The following is a 19,471-nucleotide window of genomic DNA, read 5'->3' as shown; positions in this document are numbered from 1 at the left end:
TAGTTAGCTCTTTTATTTCTCCAGAACTGATTCTGTATTTCTGCCATATGTGCCCCGCCGGGAGCAGACCGCACAAATGAAAAACCCTGCCGCAGCAGGGTTTAGCTTTACTCGAAATAGAATTAGCGACGGGCGCGTACAATCTGGTATTTGCGCGTCAGGTACTCCACCGGCGCGCTCCAGATATGCACCAGACGGGAGAACGGGAACAGCACAAACAGCGTCATGCCCAGCACCAGGTGCACGCGGAAAATAAACGCCACGCCGTCCAGGTGCGAAGATGCTCCGCCGTGGAAGGTCACCACCGACTGCGCCCAGCCGACCAGCTTCATCATTTCGCTACCGTCCATATGCTGAGCGGAGAACGGAATAGTCAGCAGGCCCAGGGCGCACTGCACCATCAGCAGGGAGAGGATCAGAATATCCGCTCCGGTGGTGGTGGCGCGCACGCGCGGGCTCAGCAGACGACGTTTCAGCAGCAGCAGACCGCCCACCAGCGTCATCACGCCGCAGGCGCCGCCCGCAATCATCGCCATCTTCTGCTTCACGTCGACCGGCAGGAAGGATTCGTACATCCAGTGCGGCGTCAGCATACCGAGAAAGTGACCGGCAAAGATCCCCAGAATCCCGATATGAAACAGGTTCGAAGCCAGATTCATCCCTTTACGGTCCAGCATCTGGCTGGAGGCCGCACGCCAGGTATACTGCCCGTAGTCATAACGCAGCCAGCTTCCCACCAGGAACACCGTACCGGCGATATACGGATAGATGTCAAAGAAGAACATATTCAGGAAGTGCATTATTGCTGTCCTCCGTTAGAGATATTCAAATATTGCGGGGCAACGGCTCCGGCAAAACGACGCTGGTGAGCGGAGATCTCCGACTCGCCGCAGCCCTGATCGGCAAAGAATTTCACCTGTTCTTCTTCCCAGACGGCGTCCAGCGCCTGCGGCGTATCGTCGCGGGCTTCATCGGCGATTTTTTCCGCCACTTTCTGGCTATCGACCTGCGCGTTAGCCAGCTTGAGCAGCAGCTCAAACAGCGCCGCGTAGCCGCTCTCGCGCTGCTGCAGGCGAGCGCTGAGCAGGCCGAGAATCGGTGCGACGTCCTGCAATCCGCCGAGCGCTTCCGCTTCCGGCAGCTGCGCCAGATACTCCAGGTACAGCGGGAGATGATCCGGCAATTCGCGGCTATCCAGCTGCAGACCGTGGCGCTCATACTGCGCCATCAGGTCAACCATCGCCTGGCCGCGATCGCGGGATTCGCCGTGCACGTGCTCAAACAGCAGCAGCGAGGTCGCGCGGCCGCGATCGAACAGTTCGCTGTAGCGAGACTGCGCGTCCAGCACATCCTGAGCGGTCAGGTCACGCAGGAAAACGCTCAGCTTATGGGCATCCTCCGGCGCGAGCTTTTCCGAAGCGGCGATAGCGTCAAACAGCTCCTGCTGATGCTGCCATAAGGCAGCGTCAGGGTACTCGAGAAGGCGCGACACAATGACGAGTTCAATCATGGGTGCGGCTCCGTTTTGCTGGTGACGTCGATAGCATCGATACGGCGGCTGTTAAACAGATTGAACTGGCTGTCAGAACCGTGGCAGCCGTCGCCGAAGGTAAAGCCGCAACCGTTTTTCTCAGGGAAGGCGTCGCGGGCCTGCTCGCGGTGGCTGCTCGGCACCACGAAACGGTCTTCGTAGTTAGCGATAGCCAGATAGCGATACATCTCCTGCGCCTGGGCTTCAGTGAGGCCTACCTCTTCCAGCGCCCGGGTATCCAGTACGCCATCGACGGTTTCCGCGCGTTTGAAGTGGCGCATCGCCAGCATGCGTTTCAGCGCCAGCAGCACCGGCTGGGTATCGCCCGCGGTCAGCAGGTTGGCCAGATACTGAACCGGGATACGCAGGCTTTCCACGTCCGGCAGAATACCGTTGCTGCCCAGTTCCCCCGCGTCGGCGGCCGACTGAATCGGCGACAGAGGCGGCACATACCAGACCATCGGCAGGGTGCGATATTCCGGATGCAGCGGCAGCGCCAGCTTCCAGTCCATCGCCATTTTGTACACCGGCGACTGCTGGGCAGCGTCGATAACGCCCTGCGGCACGCCGTCTTTCAGCGCTTGCTCAATCACTTTCGGGTCGTTCGGGTTGAGGAACACGTCCAGCTGACGCTGATACAGGTCTTTCTCATTCTCCGTGCTGGCGGCATTTTCAATGGCGTCCGCGTCGTACAGCAGCACGCCGAGGTAGCGAATACGCCCCACGCAGGTTTCCGAGCAAACGGTCGGCATCCCGGATTCGATACGCGGGTAGCAGAAGATGCACTTCTCCGATTTCCCGCTCTTCCAGTTGAAGTAGATTTTCTTGTACGGACAGCCGGTGATGCACATACGCCAGCCGCGGCACTTGTCCTGGTCGATCAGTACGATGCCGTCTTCTTCACGTTTGTAGATGGCGCCGCTCGGGCAGGTCGCCACGCACGCCGGGTTCAGGCAGTGCTCGCACAGACGCGGTAGATACATCATGAAGGTGTTTTCGAACTGGCCGTACATCGCCTTCTGCATGTTCTCAAAGTTCTGGTCTTTGGCGCGTTTCTCGAACTCGCCGCCCAGAATTTCTTCCCAGTTTGGACCGCTGGTGATTTTATCCATCCGCTGGCCGGTGATCAGCGAGCGCGGGCGGGCGATCGGCTGGTGTTTGCTTTCCGGCGCGTTGTGCAGGTTCTGGTAGTCGTAGTCAAACGGCTCGTAGTAGTCGTCGATGCCCGGCAGATGCGGGTTAGCAAAGATTTTACCGAGCAGCATCGCGCGGTTGCCCATGCGCGGCTGTAGCTTGCCGTTGATCTTACGGATCCAGCCGCCCTTCCACTTCTCCTGATTCTCCCAGTCGTTCGGGAAACCGACGCCCGGCTTACTTTCAACGTTGTTGAACCACGCGTACTCCATACCCTCGCGGCTGGTCCAGACGTTTTTACAGGTGACCGAGCAGGTATGACAGCCGATGCACTTATCGAGATTCAGCACCATGCCGACTTGTGAACGAATTTTCATTTTACGCTCTCCTGTACCTGGTCGTTACCTTCGCCATCTAACCAGTTAATATTCTTCATCTTACGTACCACCACGAACTCATCGCGGTTCGACCCTACCGTGCCGTAGTAGTTAAAGCCGTAGGCCAGCTGGGCATAGCCGCCGATCATATGGGTCGGCTTCGGCGTAATACGGGTCACGGAGTTGTGGATCCCGCCGCGCTGCTCGGTTACCTCTGAACCCGGCAGGTTTACGATACGCTCCTGGGCGTGGTACATCATGGTCATCCCGGCCGGCACGCGCTGGCTGACCACCGCGCGGGCGGTCAGCGCGCCGTTGCTGTTGAACACCTCGATCCAGTCGTTATCCTCAATCCCCAGATCTTTGGCGTCCGCTTCGCTCATCCACACAATCGGCCCGCCGCGCGACAGCGTCAGCATCAGCAGGTTGTCGCTGTAGGTGGAGTGGATACCCCACTTCTGGTGCGGCGTCAGGAAGTTCAACGCCTTCTCCGGGTTGCCGTTGGATTTCGCCCCCATCACCGTTTTCACCGAACGGGTATCAATTGGCGGACGATAGACCAGCAGGCTTTCGCCGAAATCACGCATCCACTGGTGATCCTGATACAGCTGCTGGCGGCCGGAAAGCGTACGCCACGGGATCAGTTCGTGAACGTTGGTGTAGCCGGCGTTATAGGAAACGTGCTCATCTTCGAGTCCGGACCAGGTCGGGCTGGAGATAATTTTGCGCGGCTGGGCCTGAATATCGCGGAAGCGGATTTTTTCCTCTTCTTTATTCGTCGCCAGATGCGTATGGTCGCGACCGGTAAATTCGCTGAGCGCCGCCCAGGCTTTCACCGCCACGTGGCCGTTGGTCTCCGGCGCCAGGGTCAGGATCATCTCTGCCGCATCAATTGCGGTGTTAAGCATCGGCTGGCCTTTCGCCGGGCCGTCCGCTTTGGTGTAGTTGAGCTTGCGCAGCAGATCCATTTCGCTCTGGGTATTCCAGGCGATGCCTTTCCCGCCGTTGCCGATTTTCTCCATCAGCGGGCCGATAGAAGTGAAGCGTTCGTATGTCGCCGGATAATCGCGCTCGACGGTCAGAATATGGGGCGCGGTTTTCCCAGGAATCAGGTCACATTCGCCTTTTTTCCAGTCCTTAACGTCCAGCGGCTGCGCCAGTTCGGCGGCGGAGTCGTGCTGGATAGGCAGCGTCACCACGTCGGTCTCTTTGCCGAGGTGCCCCACGCAGACTTCAGAGAATTTCTTCGCGATATCTTTGTAGATATCCCAGTCGCTTTTCGATTCCCAGGCCGGGTCGACGGCGGCTGATAGCGGATGAATAAACGGATGCATATCCGAGGTATTCATGTCGTCTTTTTCATACCAGGTGGCGGTCGGCAGCACGATGTCGGAATAGAGGCAGGTGCTCGACAGACGGAAATCGAGTGTCACCACCAGATCCAGCTTGCCGTCGAGACCGTTGTCTTTCCACTCCACTTCTTCCGGCTTCACGCCGCCCTGCTTACCGAGATCTTTGCCCTGAATACCGTTTTCCGTACCCAGCAGGTACTTCAGCATGTACTCGTGGCCCTTACCGGAAGAGCCCAGCAGGTTAGAACGCCAGATAAACAGGTTGCGCGGATGGTTTTTACCGTTTTCCGGCTGCTCTGCGGCAAAGCGAATGGAACCCTCTTTCAGGGATTTGACGGTGTAATCGACCGGCGTCATGCCCGCTTTCTTCGCCTCTTCCGCGATGCGCAGCGGGTTGGTGCCCAGCTGCGGCGCCGACGGCAGCCAGCCCATACGTTCAGCGCGCACGTTGAAGTCAATCAGGTGGCCGCTGTAGCGGGATTTATCCGCTAACGGCGACAGCAGTTCCTGTGCGGTCACGGTTTCGTAGCGCCACTGGCTGGAGTGGTTATAGAAGTACGACGTGCTGTTCATATGACGCGCCGGACGCTGCCAGTCGAGAGCAAACGCCAGCGGCTGCCATCCGGTCTGCGGACGCAGTTTTTCCTGGCCGACATAGTGCGCCCAGCCGCCGCCGCTCTGACCGACGCAGCCGCAGAAGATCAGCATATTGATAAGACCGCGATAGTTCATATCGAGGTGGAACCAGTGGTTCAGACCGGCGCCGACAATGATCATCGAACGGCCGTGGGTCTTATCGGCGTTATCGGCAAACTCCCGCGCGGTACGGATAATGTGCGCCCGGGAAACGCCGGTGATTTTCTCCGCCCATGCCGGGGTATACGCTTTGACGTCGTCGTAGCTGCTGGCGCAGTTTTCATCGCCAAGACCGCGATCCAGACCGTAGTTCGCCATGGTCAGGTCGTAGACGGTGGTGACCAGCACGCTAGAGCCATCGGCCTTCTGCAGGCGTTTGACCGGCAGTTTGTGCAGCAGCACATTTTCCAGCTCGACTTTATTAAAGTGCTCGGTACCTTCGCCGCCAAAATACGGGAAGCCGACGTTGGCGATATCGTCGTGGCCGCCCAGCAGGCTCAGGCGCAGCTCAACGTCTTCACCGGTTTTGCCGTCGCGCTGTTCCAGATTCCACTTGCCTTTGTCGCCCCAGCGGAAGCCGATAGAGCCGTTCGGTACGGTGATTTCGCCCTTCTCATCAAAGGCGACGGTTTTCCATTCCGGATTCGTTTCCTGACCTAATGCGTCCACCAGATCAGCCGCGCGCAGCATGCGGCCCGCGGCGTAATAGCCGTCGCGCTCTTCGAGCATCACCAGCATCGGCATGTCGGTGTAGCGGCGCACGTAATCGGTGAAATACTGGCTCGGTTTGTCGAGATGGAACTCGCGCAGCATGACGTGGCCCATCGCCAGCGCCATCGCCGCATCGGTACCCTGCTTCGGCGCCAGCCACAGATCGCAGAGCTTGGCGATTTCGGCGTAGTCAGGGGTGATGGCAACGGTTTTGGTACCTTTGTAGCGCACTTCGGTAAAGAAGTGGGCATCCGGGGTACGGGTCTGCGGAACGTTGGAACCCCAGGCGATAATATAGCTGGAGTTATACCAGTCGGCGGATTCCGGCACGTCGGTCTGCTCGCCCCAGGTCTGCGGTGACGCAGGCGGCAGGTCGCAGTACCAGTCGTAGAAGCTCAGGCAGGTGCCGCCGATCAGCGACAGATAGCGCGCGCCGGAGGCATAGGAGACCATCGACATCGCCGGAATAGGCGAGAAGCCCGCCACGCGGTCCGGGCCGTAGGTTTTGACGGTGTAGACGTTAGAGGCGGCAATCAGCTCGTTCACTTCCTGCCAGGACGAACGCACGAAACCGCCGCGGCCGCGCGCCTGCTTAAAGCTTTTCGCTTTGTCGGCGTCTTCAATAATAGAGGCCCAGGCATCCACCGGATCGCTGTGCTGAACTTTCGCTTCACGCCACATTTTCATCAGGCGTTTGCGCATCAGCGGATACTTCAGGCGGTTGGCGCTGTAAAGATACCAGGAGTAGCTGGCGCCGCGCGGGCAGCCGCGAGGCTCGTGGTTTGGCATATCCGGACGGGTGCGCGGATAGTCGGTCTGCTGGGTTTCCCAGGTAACCAGACCATTTTTGACATAAATCTTCCAGCTGCACGAACCGGTGCAGTTGACACCGTGGGTGGAGCGCACAACTTTATCGTGCTGCCAACGTTGACGGTATCCATCCTCCCAGTCCCGGTTGGTTTTTAGAAGCTGGCCGTGCCCATCGGCAAAGGTTTCACCCTTCTGTTTGAAGTAGCGAAACCGGTCCAGGAATTTACTCATCGGGTCTCTCCTGTGTGGAGCCTGACGGCTCTCTGATAAATCGACATTGCTGGATTTGCAGCGAAGGTAACGCTATGAAAGAGGGAGAGAATTGATAACGATCAAGACGATATGGCTTATAAAAACGGGTTAACACAGTAATTACCACCAAAGTGGTATTTATTTCTATTTTTTATTTTATTGATTAACAAAGATATTTTGCATAAAAGCCTGCAGAAAATAAGGATTAGCGATTCGCCATGGTATTAAGGGGTAGATACCCCTTAAGTCATTTTTTCTGTGACTTCAGGCGGCTTTTAAAATTACCCCACACCATTAGTATGTTGTAACTAAAAAATAAACGCTAAAAAGGGCGCAAATACCGTTGCGCCCTTTGCAGAAACTCAGAAAGAAATATTATTTCTGCTTGCGTCCGTAGACTGCCCAGGTAATCACCACGCAGGCGATATAGAACACCAGGAAGACCTTCATGGCGCCGGCCGGTGAGCCGGTTAAATCCAGCGAAATACCAAACGCTTTTGGAATAAAGAAGCCGCCAATCGCGCCAATCGCCGAAATAAAGCCCAGCGCCGCCGCCGTATCGGTCGCCGCTTCACGCATGGCCTGCGCTTCGCTGCCGCCCTGCGCCTTAACGCGATCCATGGTCATTTTGCGGAAGATAACCGAGATCATCTGGAAGGTAGACGCGCTGCCCAGACCGGCGGTCAGGAACAGCACCATAAATACCGCGAAGAAGGCAATAAAGTTGCCGCCCTCGCTGTGGGTCGGCAGCGTCAGGAACAGCAGGCCGCAGAAGATAGCCATAACCACGAAGTTCACCAGCGTCACGCGAGTCCCGCCGAGGCGGTCGGAGATCGCCCCGCCGGTCGAGCGCGCCAGGGCGCCGATAAACGGCCCGAAGAACGCATAGTGCAGAATCTGCACATCCGGAAACTGGGTCTTCGACAGCATGGCGAAGCCCGCCGAGAAGCCGATAAACGAGCCGAAGGTGGCAAGATAGAGCAGCGCCATAATCCACAGATGGGCGCGCTTCAGTACCGGTAGCTGCTCGCTCAGCGACGCCTTCGACGCCGACAGATCGTTCATAAAGAACCACGCCGCCAGGGTGAAGATAATCAGGAACGGCACCCAGATCCACGCCGCGTTTTCCAGATACAGCATGGAACCGTCCGGCTGCTCGCTGCCGGTACCGCCAAAGACGGCGAAGATCGACAGCGAAACCACCAGAGGGGCAACCAGCTGCATTACGCTGACGCCCATGTTCCCGAGGCCGCCGTTGATGCCCAGCGCGCCGCCCTGCTTCTGCTTCGGAAAGAAGAAGCTGATGTTAGCCATACTGGAAGCAAAGTTCGCCCCCGCAAAACCGCAGAGCAGAGAAATAATCACGAAAACGCTGAAGGGCGTAGAGGTATCCTGTACCGCGAAGCCTAACCAGACGCAGGGCACGATCATGATCCCGGTACTGAACGCGGTCCAGCGACGTCCGCCGAACAGCGGTACCATAAACGCGTAAGGCACGCGCAGCAGCGCGCCGGAGAGCGCCGGGAGCGCGGTCAGCATAAACAACTGGTCGGTGGTAAACTGAAAGCCGACTTTATTCAGGTTGACGGCAACGGCGCTGAACAACATCCAGACGCAGAATGCCAGCAAAAGACACGGAACGGAGATCCACAGATTGCGGCTGGCGACGCGATGACCGCGCTGCTGCCAGAATTCAGGATCTTCGGGACGCCAGTCGCTAATGACTGAACTGTTAGTCTTCTCCGGGATTGAAGAGTGACTCATAGACACCTCTAATAATTCATATTAACCCTGGCTACCTTATGGGTTACAGGCGGCGGTAAGTTGATATAAATCAAAGGAAAAGTTGGCGCTAATTTGGCTAAAAAAAACGCATCACCCGAAGTGAGTAGCTATTTCTGCGTAAAAAAGTGTGGTTTTTCACGTCAGTGCTGGTATTGCCCGAACGTCTGCCACCAATCCATCACACCCTGACAATTAAGGGGTAATCCTTTAGGGGTATGGGTATACTCCAGGGGATGTCCGAGAATAAGCGCCACTCCCGGATGATTTGCCGGTCAGGAGCCTCATACCCCATGTTGAAACGTCTTTTTACGCCGCTAACGCTGGTTAATCAACTCGCGTTAATCGTTCTGTTAGCCACGGTCATCGGCGTCGCCGGAATGGCGATCTCTTCTCGCCTGGTGCACGGCGTTCAGGGCAGCGCGCATGCGATTAACAAAGCCGGCTCGCTGCGCATGCAGAGCTACCGCCTGCTGGCGGCAGTACCGCTGGGCGAAAGCGATCAAAAGCTGCTCGATGAAATGACGGCAACCGTTTTTAGCCCGGAACTGCAGTACGCCGCTCGCCATGACGATCAGCAGCGCCAGCTTCAGGCGTTACAGCACTACTGGCAGCTGGAGCTGGCGCCGGGGATGCGCAGGGCGCAAAATCAGGCCTCGGTCGCGACGGATGTCGCCGGCTTTGTCGATCGCATCGACCAGCTGGTGACCGCTTTCGATCACACCACTGAGGAGCGGATTAAACACGTGGTCTGGATCCAGCGCATCATGGCCGTGGGGATGGCGCTGCTGCTGGTGTTTACCATCGTCTGGCTGCGCGCCCGCCTGCTACGCCCGTGGAAACAGCTGCTCGGCATGGCCCGAGCGGTGAGCCGTCGCGATTTTACCCAGCGCGCGCAGATTAGCGGACGCAACGAGATGGCGACGCTCGGTATGGCGCTGAACAATATGTCTGAAGAGCTGGCGGAGAGCTATTCGGTGCTTGAACGCCGGGTGCAGGAAAAAACCGCCGGTCTGGAGCAGAAAAACGAGATCCTCGCCTTCCTGTGGCAGGCCAACCGCCGACTGCACTCGAACGCGCCGCTCTGCGAGCGCATTTCGCCCGTTCTTAACGGGTTACAGGGGCTAACCCTGCTGCGCGATATTGAAGTTCGCGTTTACGATATGGAAGATGAAGACAACCATCAGGAGTTTTCCTGCCACTCCGATATTCAGTGCGACGACAGAGGCTGCTATCTGTGTCCGCGCGATCTGCCGCCGCTGCCGGATACCGGCACCACCTTAAAATGGCGGCTGTCGGATGCCCATAATCAGTACGGTATTTTGCTGGCCACCCTGCCCGCCGGGCGGCATCTGAGCCACGATCAGCAGCAGCTGGTGGATACGCTGGTTGAACAACTCACCGGCACCCTCGCCCTCGATCGCCATCAGGAGCGCCAGCAGCAGCTTATCGTGATGGAGGAGCGCGCCACTATCGCCCGCGAGCTCCACGACTCCATCGCCCAGTCGCTCTCCTGTATGAAAATGCAGGTTAGCTGCCTGCAGATGCAGGGCGACGATCTGCCGGAAGCGAGCCGCCAGCTGCTGGGGCAAATCCGTAATGAACTCAATACCTCCTGGGCCCAGCTGCGCGAACTGCTGACAACCTTCCGGCTACAGCTCACCGAACCGGGGCTGCGCCCGGCGCTGGAGGCCAGCTGCCGGGAATACAGCGCCCACTTCGGTTTCACGGTACGCCTGGATTATCAGCTGCCGCCGCGTTTTGTTCCATCGCATCAGGCCATTCATCTGCTGCAAATCGCCCGGGAAGCGCTCAGCAACGCGCTGAAGCACGCCAATGCCACCGAGGTCAGCGTTACCGTGGCGTTGCGGGACAATCAGGTCCGGCTGACGGTGGCCGATAACGGTCGCGGCGTGCCGGATCACGCGGAGCGCAGCAACCACTACGGCCTGATTATCATGCGCGATCGCGCGCAGAGCCTGCGCGGGGACTGTCAGGTTCGGCGTCGGGAAACCGGCGGTACCGAAGTGGTGGTCACTTTTATCCCTGAAAAATCGTTTTCAATCCAATAAGGAGAACTTCATGAGTCAACAGGAACGGGCAACCATCCTTCTCATCGACGATCACCCGATGCTGCGCACCGGCGTCAAACAGCTGATCAGCATGGCCCCGGACATCCAGGTTATCGGCGAAGCCAGCAACGGCGAGCAAGGGATTGCGATGGCGGAATCATTAGATCCCGATTTGATTCTGCTGGATCTCAATATGCCGGGCATGAACGGTCTGGAAACCCTCGACAAGCTGCGCGAAAAGTCGCTTTCCGGCCGCGTGGTGGTATTTAGCGTTTCCAATCATGAAGAAGATGTGGTGACCGCTCTGAAACGCGGCGCCGACGGCTATCTGCTGAAGGATATGGAACCGGAAGATCTGCTGAAGGCGCTGCAGCAGGCCGCGGCAGGCGAAATGGTGCTCAGCGAAGCGTTAACCCCGGTGCTGGCTGCCAGCCTGCGCGCTAATCGCGCCACCTCGGACCGCGACATCAGCCAGCTGACCCCGCGCGAGCGCGATATTCTCAAGCTGATTGCCCAGGGCCTGCCGAACAAAATGATCGCCCGCCGTCTGGACATCACCGAAAGCACGGTCAAAGTCCACGTCAAGCATATGCTCAAGAAAATGAAGCTGAAATCGCGCGTGGAAGCGGCGGTTTGGGTCCATCAGGAGCGCGTATTCTAGGGCAGATGCTGCCACGACACGCCCTCGGCCGGTACCCGTACCAACGGCTCAGTCAGCGCCAGTGCGATCTCATTGGATGAGACGCGCTGACCCGTTTTATCCTCCACCACCAGCGAAAGATGCCAGCGGTTGCTCGCCCCGGCTTCGCTGCTCCAGCGCGGCATAATCACGGTCCAGCCGTCCGTACTGTTCGCCTCAATTGGCGATGTCAGGCTTAGCGCCTGGGTGTCCCCCTGCCAGCTCAGCGACTTAATGCCGTGCAGGCTGCGAATCTGCAGTTTCAGCTGCACCGTCTCCCCCGGCTGAAGATCCCAGGGCGGCGTCGCCAGATAAACCGACAGCGTTTTACGCTGGCGATATTCAACGACCGGCAGGTTATCCCGTTCCGGGCTGTCGTAGCGGCTGCCGCGAAGCGATCGGCTAACGGCGACTTCATCGGCCGCCAGCTGCTGCTTCAGCGGGACGCCGAAACGATAGTTCAGCTTCAGCCCGACATCATTTTGGCTGACGCCGCTCTCGCCCTGCTTATGCTTAGCCGTGACCGTCACCAGCGGAACGGGAGTGTAATTCAGCCCCACCGACACCGCGACCGGGTTATGGTAGCCGTTACCCGAATGGAACAGATCGACGCTATCGCCAAAATACTGCTCCACGCTGACGCTGGTATTAATGTGCTGATAAAACGGCAGCCGCGCCTGGGCGGTCACATCGTAGCCGCTCGCCATACGCTGCTGCTGGGTCAGGCTACTCCCCTGCTGCCAGCCGCCGAGCGGCTGGTAGTAGTTCGCCGACAGGCGCAGCGACTCACCCCAGGCTTCGGCCCCGACGCTGCCGCGCGCCATCCGATCGTCCAGGGCTTTATCGTAGAAAGAGTTGTAGCCCAGCAGCCAGGAGCCCATCCGCCAGCGCTGGCCGAGACCAATATTGCCGACCAGACCCGTATCCCGCTGGGTGACCGAGTACTGATTCCAGGTAAGGTAGTCGCCGTTATCCTGCAGAGGGACAAACCAGCTCCCTTTGCTGCCGGTAAAATGGCCCTCTTTATCCACCAGCAGATCGACGTTGGCGTTGCCCCACGGCGAAAGCCAGTTCTCCAGCTGGTGGCTGACCTCGTTCCCCAGTTTACCGATGGCAAATACTCGCGCCTGTTCGCTGGTTGTCAGCCCGTTATCGCTCATACTGGCTTCGCCAAATTTCTTCGCCATCTCGGCAAAGTGCTTTGCATCGTCGTCGACCTGCGGCGCCAGGCCGAGGTCGGGTAAGCTCTCAGGCGCGCCGGAGAACGCCTGATTGTCCTGCAACGCGCGGGCGGGCGCGCCTGCCAGCAGCAGGAGAAGCGGTAAATACGGGGTTATGCGGAACGACAAGGAGCTCAAATCGGTTACGTCTACTCACGAAGTGGTGGCGGCAAAACCTAAGTTTATCGTTTTTTGCCCGCCCTCGCAGCCTCTCGCGCGATTCCAGGAATATGCTGAATCTCAGGCCTGAACCCGCTTCGCCGCCAGCAGCGCCTTAAGCTCCGGGAGACAGGAACCGCAGCTGGTGCCGCATTTGAGTTTCGCCCCCAGCGCGGCAGGCGTACGGCAGCCGCTGGCAATCGCTTCGCCTATCGCCCGTTCGCCCACGCTAAAGCAGCTGCAGATAATGCGCCCGCGCGGCATCTCATCGCCGCCTTTTCTGCCGCTCAATAGTGCGTGGCGCCGGGCGGCGTTCTGCGGCGGGGTGCGAAACGCGGCGTGAATCCACTCGGCATCAATAGCCGGCTCGCTGGCGTCGCTCCACCAGCCGAGCATCAGCTCTCCCCCCTGCCACGCCAGCAGGTTCCAGACGTTGCCGCCTTCGGCTACCTGCATCTGCCATCCCTGCCGCTGACACCAGCCCACAAGCCAGTCGCGGGAGCGGATATCCCCCGCCAGCGAAAGATGGATAACGCCCTGCGCCGCCCGCCGCCGCCAGTGCAGCGAGGCGGGGAGCGGAACCGGCTGGCGAGCAAAAAGCTCGCCTTTCCACGCCGGCAGCCAGGCGGCTATCGCTACCGCCGCCTGTTTACTCTCCGGCTGCCCGGAGTGCGGGTCGGTGACCGCCCTCAGCAGGTTATTCACCCGTCCCTGGCGAGCATACTGATCATTCCAGTGCATCGGCACAAACAGCGACCCGGGACGCTGGCCAGCGCTGATTGTCACTTTTGCTACCATCACCCCATTCGGTGAGCGGACCCGCGCCAGTTCACCTTCCAGCAGCTGATAGCGCGTCACGTCCGCTGGCGCGACTTCCACCACCGGTTCGCTAATATGCTGCATCAGACGCGGCACCGAGCCGGTGCGGGTCATGGTGTGCCACTGATCGCGGATCCGCCCGCTGTTGAGGATCAGCGGATAGAACGCATCGGTGAACGCCCGAGTGGGCTGTGGGGTCACCGGGACCATGCGCAGTTTGCCGCTGCGGTGCCACCCCTTGAGCAAACCCCAGCTTGCATGGCTGCGGCTCACCGGCCAGCGCACCGGTTCCAGCGCATCCCACGCTTCGCGGCTGAGATCCGCCAGTCCGCCGATGTCAAACGCCCGCTGGCCATCGTTTTCATATCCTGAAAGCGCGGCGTGTTCGCTGAACACCTCGTGCGGATGCTGCCAGGCAAAGGCGGAGCCGAAGCCCAGCGCCTGGGCCACGCGGGCGACGATCCACCAGTCGGCTCTGGCCTCCCCCGGCGGCGGCATGAAAGCGCGCTGGCGTGAGATCCGCCGTTCGGAGTTGGTTACCGTGCCGCTCTTCTCTCCCCACGCCAGCGCGGGAAAGCGGATATGGGCAAAGCGTCCGGTATCGGTAGCGGCGGCGACGTCGGAAACGATGACCAGCGGACAGGCCGCCAGCGCTTCGCTTACCGCATGGCTGTCCGGCAGCGACACCACCGGATTGGTGCCCATAATCCACACCGCTTTCACCTCGCCGCGGCCAATGGCGGCGAACAGATCCACCGCCGTCAGCCCCGGCGTTTGCGCCAGACGTTCGGTCCCCCAGAAGCGCGCCAGACGCCGTAAATCATCGGTTTCAAAATTCATATGCGCCGCCAGCATGGTCGCCAGCCCGCCAACCTCGCGCCCGCCCATGGCGTTAGGTTGTCCGGTCAGCGAAAAAGGCCCGCAGCCCGGGCGGCCGAATTTCCCGCTCGCCAGGTGAACGTTGATGATAGCGTTGCATTTATCGCTGCCGCTGGCGGATTGGTTAATCCCCATGGTATAGAGCGTGATGGCGCGCGGAGCGGCGATAAACTCGCTGTAGAAATCGGCGACCTGCTGTCGCGGCAGGCCGCAGAACTGCGCTACTTTGTCGAGGTCCCAGTTCCGGGCGATAGCCAGCGCCTGCGGCGCATCGCTGAAATCGCCGCTGATGGCGCCGCTGGCGGCAATGGCGTTCAGCAGGCCGACAAACAGCCCGCCGTCGCTGCCGGGAGCCAGCGCCAGATGCCGGTCCGCGATATCGCAGGTGGCGGTCCGACGCGGATCAATGACCACCACCCGCATCTGCGGATTGTCGCGCTTCGCCTGCGCCAGCCGCTGATAGAGTACCGGATGCGCCCAGGCGGCGTTCGACCCGACCAGCACCACCAGATCGCTGTTTTCCACGTCCTCATAGCTGCACGGCACCACATCAGCGCCCAGCGCCCGTTTGTAGCCGGTGACCGCTGAAGACATGCACAGCCGCGAATTGGTATCGATATTTGCCGCGCCGATAAACCCCTTCATCAGCTTATTCGCCGCGTAGTAGTCTTCGGTCAGCAGCTGGCCGGAGGCATAAAACGCCACCGCCTGCGGCCCGTGACGGTCGATAACCTCCCGCAGGCGCGAACCCGCCGCCGCCAGCGCCTGAGTCCAGGTTGCGCGCTCGCCGTCGACTTCCGGGAAGAGCAATCTTCCCGCCAGGCCGACGGTTTCGCCCAGCGCCGCCCCCTTCACGCACAGGCGGCCAACGTTTGCCGGGTGCTGCTCATCCCCGCGTACGGTAACCTGGCCATCGGCATTCAGGCTGGCGATAACGCCGCAGCCGACTCCGCAATAGGGACACGTGGTCCTGGTTTCCGTCATCAGGAGGCCTCCGCGCGCGCCAGCAGCTGCTGGTTGCCAACCCACACTTTACCGTTCTCCACTTTAACCGGCCAGGCGCGTACCGCCAGTTCGCCGCCGTCGCACTGGCGGCCATCGCGCAGGCGGATACGCTGCTTATACAGAGGCGAAATCACGATCGGTTCGCCGCCCGCATCGCCAAGCAGGCCGCGCGACAAAACGTTGGCCTCGCTGCCCGGTTCAAGGTTATCGAGGGCATACACCTGGTCGCCGAAGCGGAACAGCGCAATCTGCCGCTCGCCGAGCCGCGCGCCAATCCCCGCCTGCTGTGGAATGGCGTCGAGATCGCAAATGGCCTGCCACGGGCGGGACGGCAGCGCCGGTTCGGCCTGCGCCGCGAACGGGGCCAGCTGTGGCTGGCCGCGCAGGGTTTGCCGCTGTACGCTTTCGTCCGGCTCATCGCTGTTCACGTAGGAGCGGAACAGCGCCAGCCGCTGCGGATCGTTAAGGGTGGTTTGCCATTCGCACTGGTAGCTCTCGACCACCCGCGCCATCTCCTGCTCCAGCTCTTCGCCGATGCCGAGGCTGTCTTCGAGGATCACCTCGCGCAGATAGTCGACCCCGCCTTCAAGGTTGTCCATCCAGGTACTGGTGCGCTGCAGGCGATCCGCGGTACGAATGTAGAACATCAGCAGCCGATCAATACTGCGAATAAGGGTGGCCTCATCAAGATCGCTGGCGAACAGGTCGGCATGGCGCGGCTTCATGCCGCCGTTGCCGCAAACGTACAGGTTCCAGCCCTTCTCCGTGGCGATAACCCCAATATCTTTCCCTTGGGCTTCCGCGCATTCGCGGGTACAGCCGGAGACGGCCATTTTAATTTTGTGCGGCGCGCGCAGCCCCTTGTAGCGATGTTCGAGGGTGACCGCCAGGCCGGTGGAATCCTGGACGCCGTAGCGGCACCAGGTCGAACCGACGCAGGATTTCACCGTCCGCAGGGATTTGCCGTAGGCGTGGCCGGTTTCAAATCCCGCCTCGGCCAGCTCGCGCCAGATTGCCGGGAGCTGCTCCAGGCGCGCGCCGAACAGGTCGATACGCTGGCCGCCGGTCACTTTACTGTATAGCTGATAGCGTTTGGCGATCTGGCCGATCGCAATCAGCCCGTCCGGCGTCACCTCTCCCGCCGCCATGCGCGGCACCACCGAATAGGTGCCGTCTTTCTGAATATTGGCGAAGTAGCGATCGTTGGTGTCCTGAAGCGGCAGATGCGCCGGCTTCAGCAGATATTCATTCCAGCAGGAGGCCAGCACCGAGGCCACCAGAGGTTTACAGACTTCACAGCCGTGGCCGTGTCCATAGCGGGCAATCAGCTGTTCGAAGGTGCGGATATGGTTGACGCGTACCAGGTGATAGATCTCCTGCCGCGACCACGGAAAGTGCTCGCAGATATCCTTTTTAACTTCGACGCCCTGCCCGGCAAGCTGGTACTCCATCACCTGTTTCACCAGCGCGCTACAGCCGCCGCAGCCGGTCGCCGCTTTAGTGCAGCTTTTTATCGCCGCCATATCGCCCGCGCCGCCGCTCACCGCCTGGCAGATATCGCCTTTGCTGACGTTGTGACAGGAGCAAATCTGCGCGCTGTCCGGCAGCGCCGCTACCCCGAGCGCTTTTGGCGCGCTGCCCTCACGCGCCGGAAGGATCAGGCTTTCCGGGTGTTTGGGTAAAGCCATCCCGTTAAGCATCATCTGTAGCAGCGTGGCATAGTCGCTGGCATCCCCGACCAGCACCCCGCCGAGCAGTTTTTTGCCCTCCGCGCTGACCACGATTTTTTTGTAGATCTGCTGCGGCCCATCAGTCCACTGATAGCTCTGACAGCCCGGCGTGCGCCCCTGGGCGTCGCCGAACGAGGCGACATCGACGCCCAGCAGCTTTAGCTTAGTGCTCATATCCGCGCCGCTAAAGCAGCCCGCCTCGCCCGCAAGGGTGGCCGCCGCGGCGCGCGCCATCTGATAGCCGGGCGCCACCAGACCATAAATTTTGTTTTCCCACAGGGCGCATTCGCCGATCGCCAGTACGTCCGGGTCGGAGGTACGGCACTGGTTGTCGATGCATATGCCGCCACGTTCGCCTACGTTCAGTCCGCCGCTGCGCGCCAGCGCGTCCTGGGGGCGAATACCGGCGGAGAACACCAGCATATCGGTCGCCAGCGAGCTGCCGTCGGCGAAGTTCAGCTGCAGCCCCTGCTCATTGCGCACAATTTCCGTCGTCGCCTTGCTGGTATGCACCCCGACGCCCAGTTGGCTGATTTTTTCCCGCAGCATCGCCGCGCCGCCGTTGTCCAGCTGCACCGCCATCAGGTTCGGCGCAAACTCGACAACGTGAGTTTCCAGCCCCAGCTGCTTCAGCGCGTTGGCCGCTTCCAGCCCGAGCAGGCCGCCGCCGATAACCACACCCCGTCGGGCGGTTGCGGCGCGGGCGGCAATCTGGTCGAGGTCGTCTAGCGTACGATAAACAAAGCAGCCCTCGAGATTATGACCCGGCACCGGCGGAACAAACGGGTAAGACCCCGTCGCCAGCACCAGCTTATCCCAGTGGGTTTCGTGGCCGAAGGCATCGCGCACCACCCGCGCTTCGCGGTCGATGCTGGCGACCGATTCGCTGAGGCGCAGCTCAATACCGTGCTGAGCGAAAAAATCGCCCTCAACCAGCGACAGCGATTCCGCGCTGCGTCCGGCGAAATATTCAGTCAGATGAACCCGGTCGTAAGCGGCATAGCGCTCCTCGCAGAACACCACAATCCGGTACTGTTGATGAAGGTGACGGTCGACGCATTGCTCAAGAAAATGGTGGCCGACCATACCGTGTCCGACCAGCACTAATACAGGTTTTGTCATCGTAGTTTGTCCCGCAGCGCGCGGCTGCATCGTTGAAGAGGGATCGAAGAGCCACTCTGCCGGCGCCGGCGCATGCGCCCCCAGCAGAGCGGTGAGGGGCGCGGCGCTGCTGCAATCGCCCAGCAGCAGTACGCCGCGCAGCTTGCCGTCGCGCAGCAGCAGGCGACGGTAGTGGCGGTCCAGCGGATCCCAGCTGGTATATACGTCATCCTGTTCGGCGGCCCGCAGCTCGCCGGCGCTGAAGAGCTCAATGCCGGTGACCTTCAGGCGGGTGCCGCTGTCCTGCCAGCTGAAATCCTCGCCAGGGGTCGCGCACAGGCGGTCCGCCAACACCTCCGCCTGGCGCAGACACGGTGCCACCAGCCCCCAGGTCTGACCGTCGATTTCACAGCACTCGCCGATGGCGCTGACGCCCGGCTGCGCGGTTGCCAGCTGGCGGTCAACGAGGATTCCGCGGGCGCAGGCCAGCCCGCTGCGCTCGGCCAGCCGTTTGTTCGGCTGCACGCCGGTCGCCAGCACCACCCGCGAGGCGGCAAACGCGCGGCCGTCCTCCAGCCGCACCTGATGTTCATCAATAGCGGCGATACGGCTCTCCATCACGCAGCGAATCCCGCGCTCGGCAAGCAGCATTTGCAGCTGCTCGCCGGCAAAAGCATCGATTTGCTGCTCCATCAGCCCGCTTCCGCGATGGAGTAAAGTGACACTGTCACAATGACGCCGCAGCGCCGCGGCGGCCTCTACGCCGAGTACGCCGCCGCCGATGACCACCGCCGGGCCGTCGATGGCCAGGATGCCCTCAACGTCCGCCAGGGTGCGGAAAGCAAAAACGTGCGGCTGGGTGATGCCCGGCAGCGGCGGCAGAAACGGCAGCGAGCCGGTGGCGAACACCAGCTCATCCCAGCCCAGTTCGCCTGCGGTGGTTTGCAGCGTACGGGCCGCAATATCCACCGCCGTAACCGTTTCACCGGCGCGTACCGTCACGTTATGCCGCGGATACCACGACGCGGGCAGCAGCAGCGTCTCGCTTGCCGCTTTTTCGGCGCCAAGCACCGGCGACAGCTGAATGCGGTTATAGGCCTGGCACGGCTCATCGCCGATGAGGGTGATGCTAAACCGCTGCGCATCGCGCTCCACCAGCGCCTGCGCCAGGCGCGTGGCCGCCATACCGTTGCCAATAATCACCAGTTGCCGCCTCATCGCC

General features: G+C 60.5%; 10 protein-coding genes. 2 read left to right on the top strand and 8 right to left on the bottom strand.

The features are described from left to right. Positions 1–122 precede the first annotated feature (122 nt). The 5 genes from narI to SIK97_RS08410 form a co-directional block, all read right to left on the bottom strand. Complete coding sequence (gene narI / locus SIK97_RS08430; protein ID WP_014229742.1) at positions 123–800, bottom strand: respiratory nitrate reductase subunit gamma; 678 nt, start codon at positions 798–800, stop codon at positions 123–125. Then, positions 800–1,510, bottom strand: coding sequence for a nitrate reductase molybdenum cofactor assembly chaperone (gene narJ, locus SIK97_RS08425; protein ID WP_014229743.1), 711 nt, complete (start codon positions 1,508–1,510; stop codon positions 800–802). Before narJ ends, narI begins: the two co-directional genes overlap by 1 nt. Further along, positions 1,507–3,042, bottom strand: coding sequence for a nitrate reductase subunit beta (narH, locus tag SIK97_RS08420; protein ID WP_014838755.1), 1,536 nt, complete (start codon positions 3,040–3,042; stop codon positions 1,507–1,509). Before narH ends, narJ begins: the two co-directional genes overlap by 4 nt. Continuing rightward, positions 3,039–6,782, bottom strand: a complete 3,744-nt coding sequence (locus SIK97_RS08415) for a nitrate reductase subunit alpha (RefSeq protein ID WP_048262502.1) — start codon at positions 6,780–6,782, stop codon at positions 3,039–3,041. The genes narH and SIK97_RS08415 overlap by 4 nt, the downstream gene beginning before the upstream one ends. A gap of 396 nt (positions 6,783–7,178) precedes the next feature. Next, positions 7,179–8,567 (bottom strand): NarK family nitrate/nitrite MFS transporter, encoded by a 1,389-nt coding sequence (locus tag SIK97_RS08410; RefSeq protein ID WP_032749914.1) that lies wholly within the window; start codon positions 8,565–8,567, stop codon positions 7,179–7,181. Between the two features lie 311 nt (positions 8,568–8,878). Between SIK97_RS08410 and narX the strand changes: the two genes are divergently transcribed. Beyond that, positions 8,879–10,657 (top strand): nitrate/nitrite two-component system sensor histidine kinase NarX, encoded by a 1,779-nt coding sequence (gene narX, locus SIK97_RS08405; protein WP_049103428.1) that lies wholly within the window; start codon positions 8,879–8,881, stop codon positions 10,655–10,657. A gap of 10 nt (positions 10,658–10,667) precedes the next feature. Then, a complete protein-coding gene (gene narL, locus SIK97_RS08400; RefSeq protein WP_004103129.1) occupies positions 10,668–11,318 on the top strand; it encodes a two-component system response regulator NarL in 651 nt (216 codons plus the stop codon). Here the strand turns inward: narL and SIK97_RS08395 are convergent. From SIK97_RS08395 to nirB, 3 genes are all read right to left on the bottom strand, one after another. Next, the gene (locus tag SIK97_RS08395; RefSeq protein WP_057173989.1) at positions 11,315–12,694 is read right to left on the bottom strand and encodes a YchO/YchP family invasin; all 1,380 of its coding nucleotides are present in this window, start codon (positions 12,692–12,694) and stop codon (positions 11,315–11,317) included. The two genes, narL and SIK97_RS08395, sit on opposite strands and share 4 nt — an antisense overlap. 102 nt (positions 12,695–12,796) lie before the next feature. Further along, positions 12,797–15,397 carry a nitrate reductase gene (locus SIK97_RS08390; RefSeq protein ID WP_057173988.1) on the bottom strand — a complete coding sequence of 867 codons (2,601 nt, stop codon included), beginning with the start codon at positions 15,395–15,397 and terminating at the stop codon, positions 12,797–12,799. Then, on the bottom strand, positions 15,397–19,467 hold the full coding sequence (gene nirB, locus SIK97_RS08385; protein WP_074463565.1) for a nitrite reductase large subunit NirB: 4,071 nt from the start codon (positions 19,465–19,467) through the stop codon (positions 15,397–15,399). The genes SIK97_RS08390 and nirB overlap by 1 nt, the downstream gene beginning before the upstream one ends. Positions 19,468–19,471 lie beyond the last annotated feature (4 nt).

It is taken from the genome of Klebsiella sp. JN_Kp126 (assembly GCF_033843325.1).
GTDB classification, from domain to species: domain Bacteria; phylum Pseudomonadota; class Gammaproteobacteria; order Enterobacterales; family Enterobacteriaceae; genus Klebsiella; species Klebsiella michiganensis.
Note: the sequence above shows the minus strand (reverse complement) of the source record. Positions and strands in the feature narration are given on the sequence as shown.

Excerpts from the sequence above, each read along its gene's own strand:
- narI (WP_014229742.1), bottom strand. The coding sequence starts at position 800 with ATGCACTTCCTGAATATGTTCTTCTTTGACATCTATCCGTATATCGCC.
- narJ (WP_014229743.1), bottom strand. The coding sequence starts at position 1,510 with ATGATTGAACTCGTCATTGTGTCGCGCCTTCTCGAGTACCCTGACGCT.
- narH (WP_014838755.1), bottom strand. The coding sequence starts at position 3,042 with ATGAAAATTCGTTCACAAGTCGGCATGGTGCTGAATCTCGATAAGTGC.
- SIK97_RS08415 (WP_048262502.1), bottom strand. The coding sequence starts at position 6,782 with ATGAGTAAATTCCTGGACCGGTTTCGCTACTTCAAACAGAAGGGTGAA.
- SIK97_RS08410 (WP_032749914.1), bottom strand. The coding sequence starts at position 8,567 with ATGAGTCACTCTTCAATCCCGGAGAAGACTAACAGTTCAGTCATTAGC.
- narX (WP_049103428.1), top strand. The coding sequence starts at position 8,879 with ATGTTGAAACGTCTTTTTACGCCGCTAACGCTGGTTAATCAACTCGCG.
- narL (WP_004103129.1), top strand. The coding sequence starts at position 10,668 with ATGAGTCAACAGGAACGGGCAACCATCCTTCTCATCGACGATCACCCG.
- SIK97_RS08390 (WP_057173988.1), bottom strand. The coding sequence starts at position 15,397 with ATGACGGAAACCAGGACCACGTGTCCCTATTGCGGAGTCGGCTGCGGC.
- nirB (WP_074463565.1), bottom strand. The coding sequence starts at position 19,467 with ATGAGGCGGCAACTGGTGATTATTGGCAACGGTATGGCGGCCACGCGC.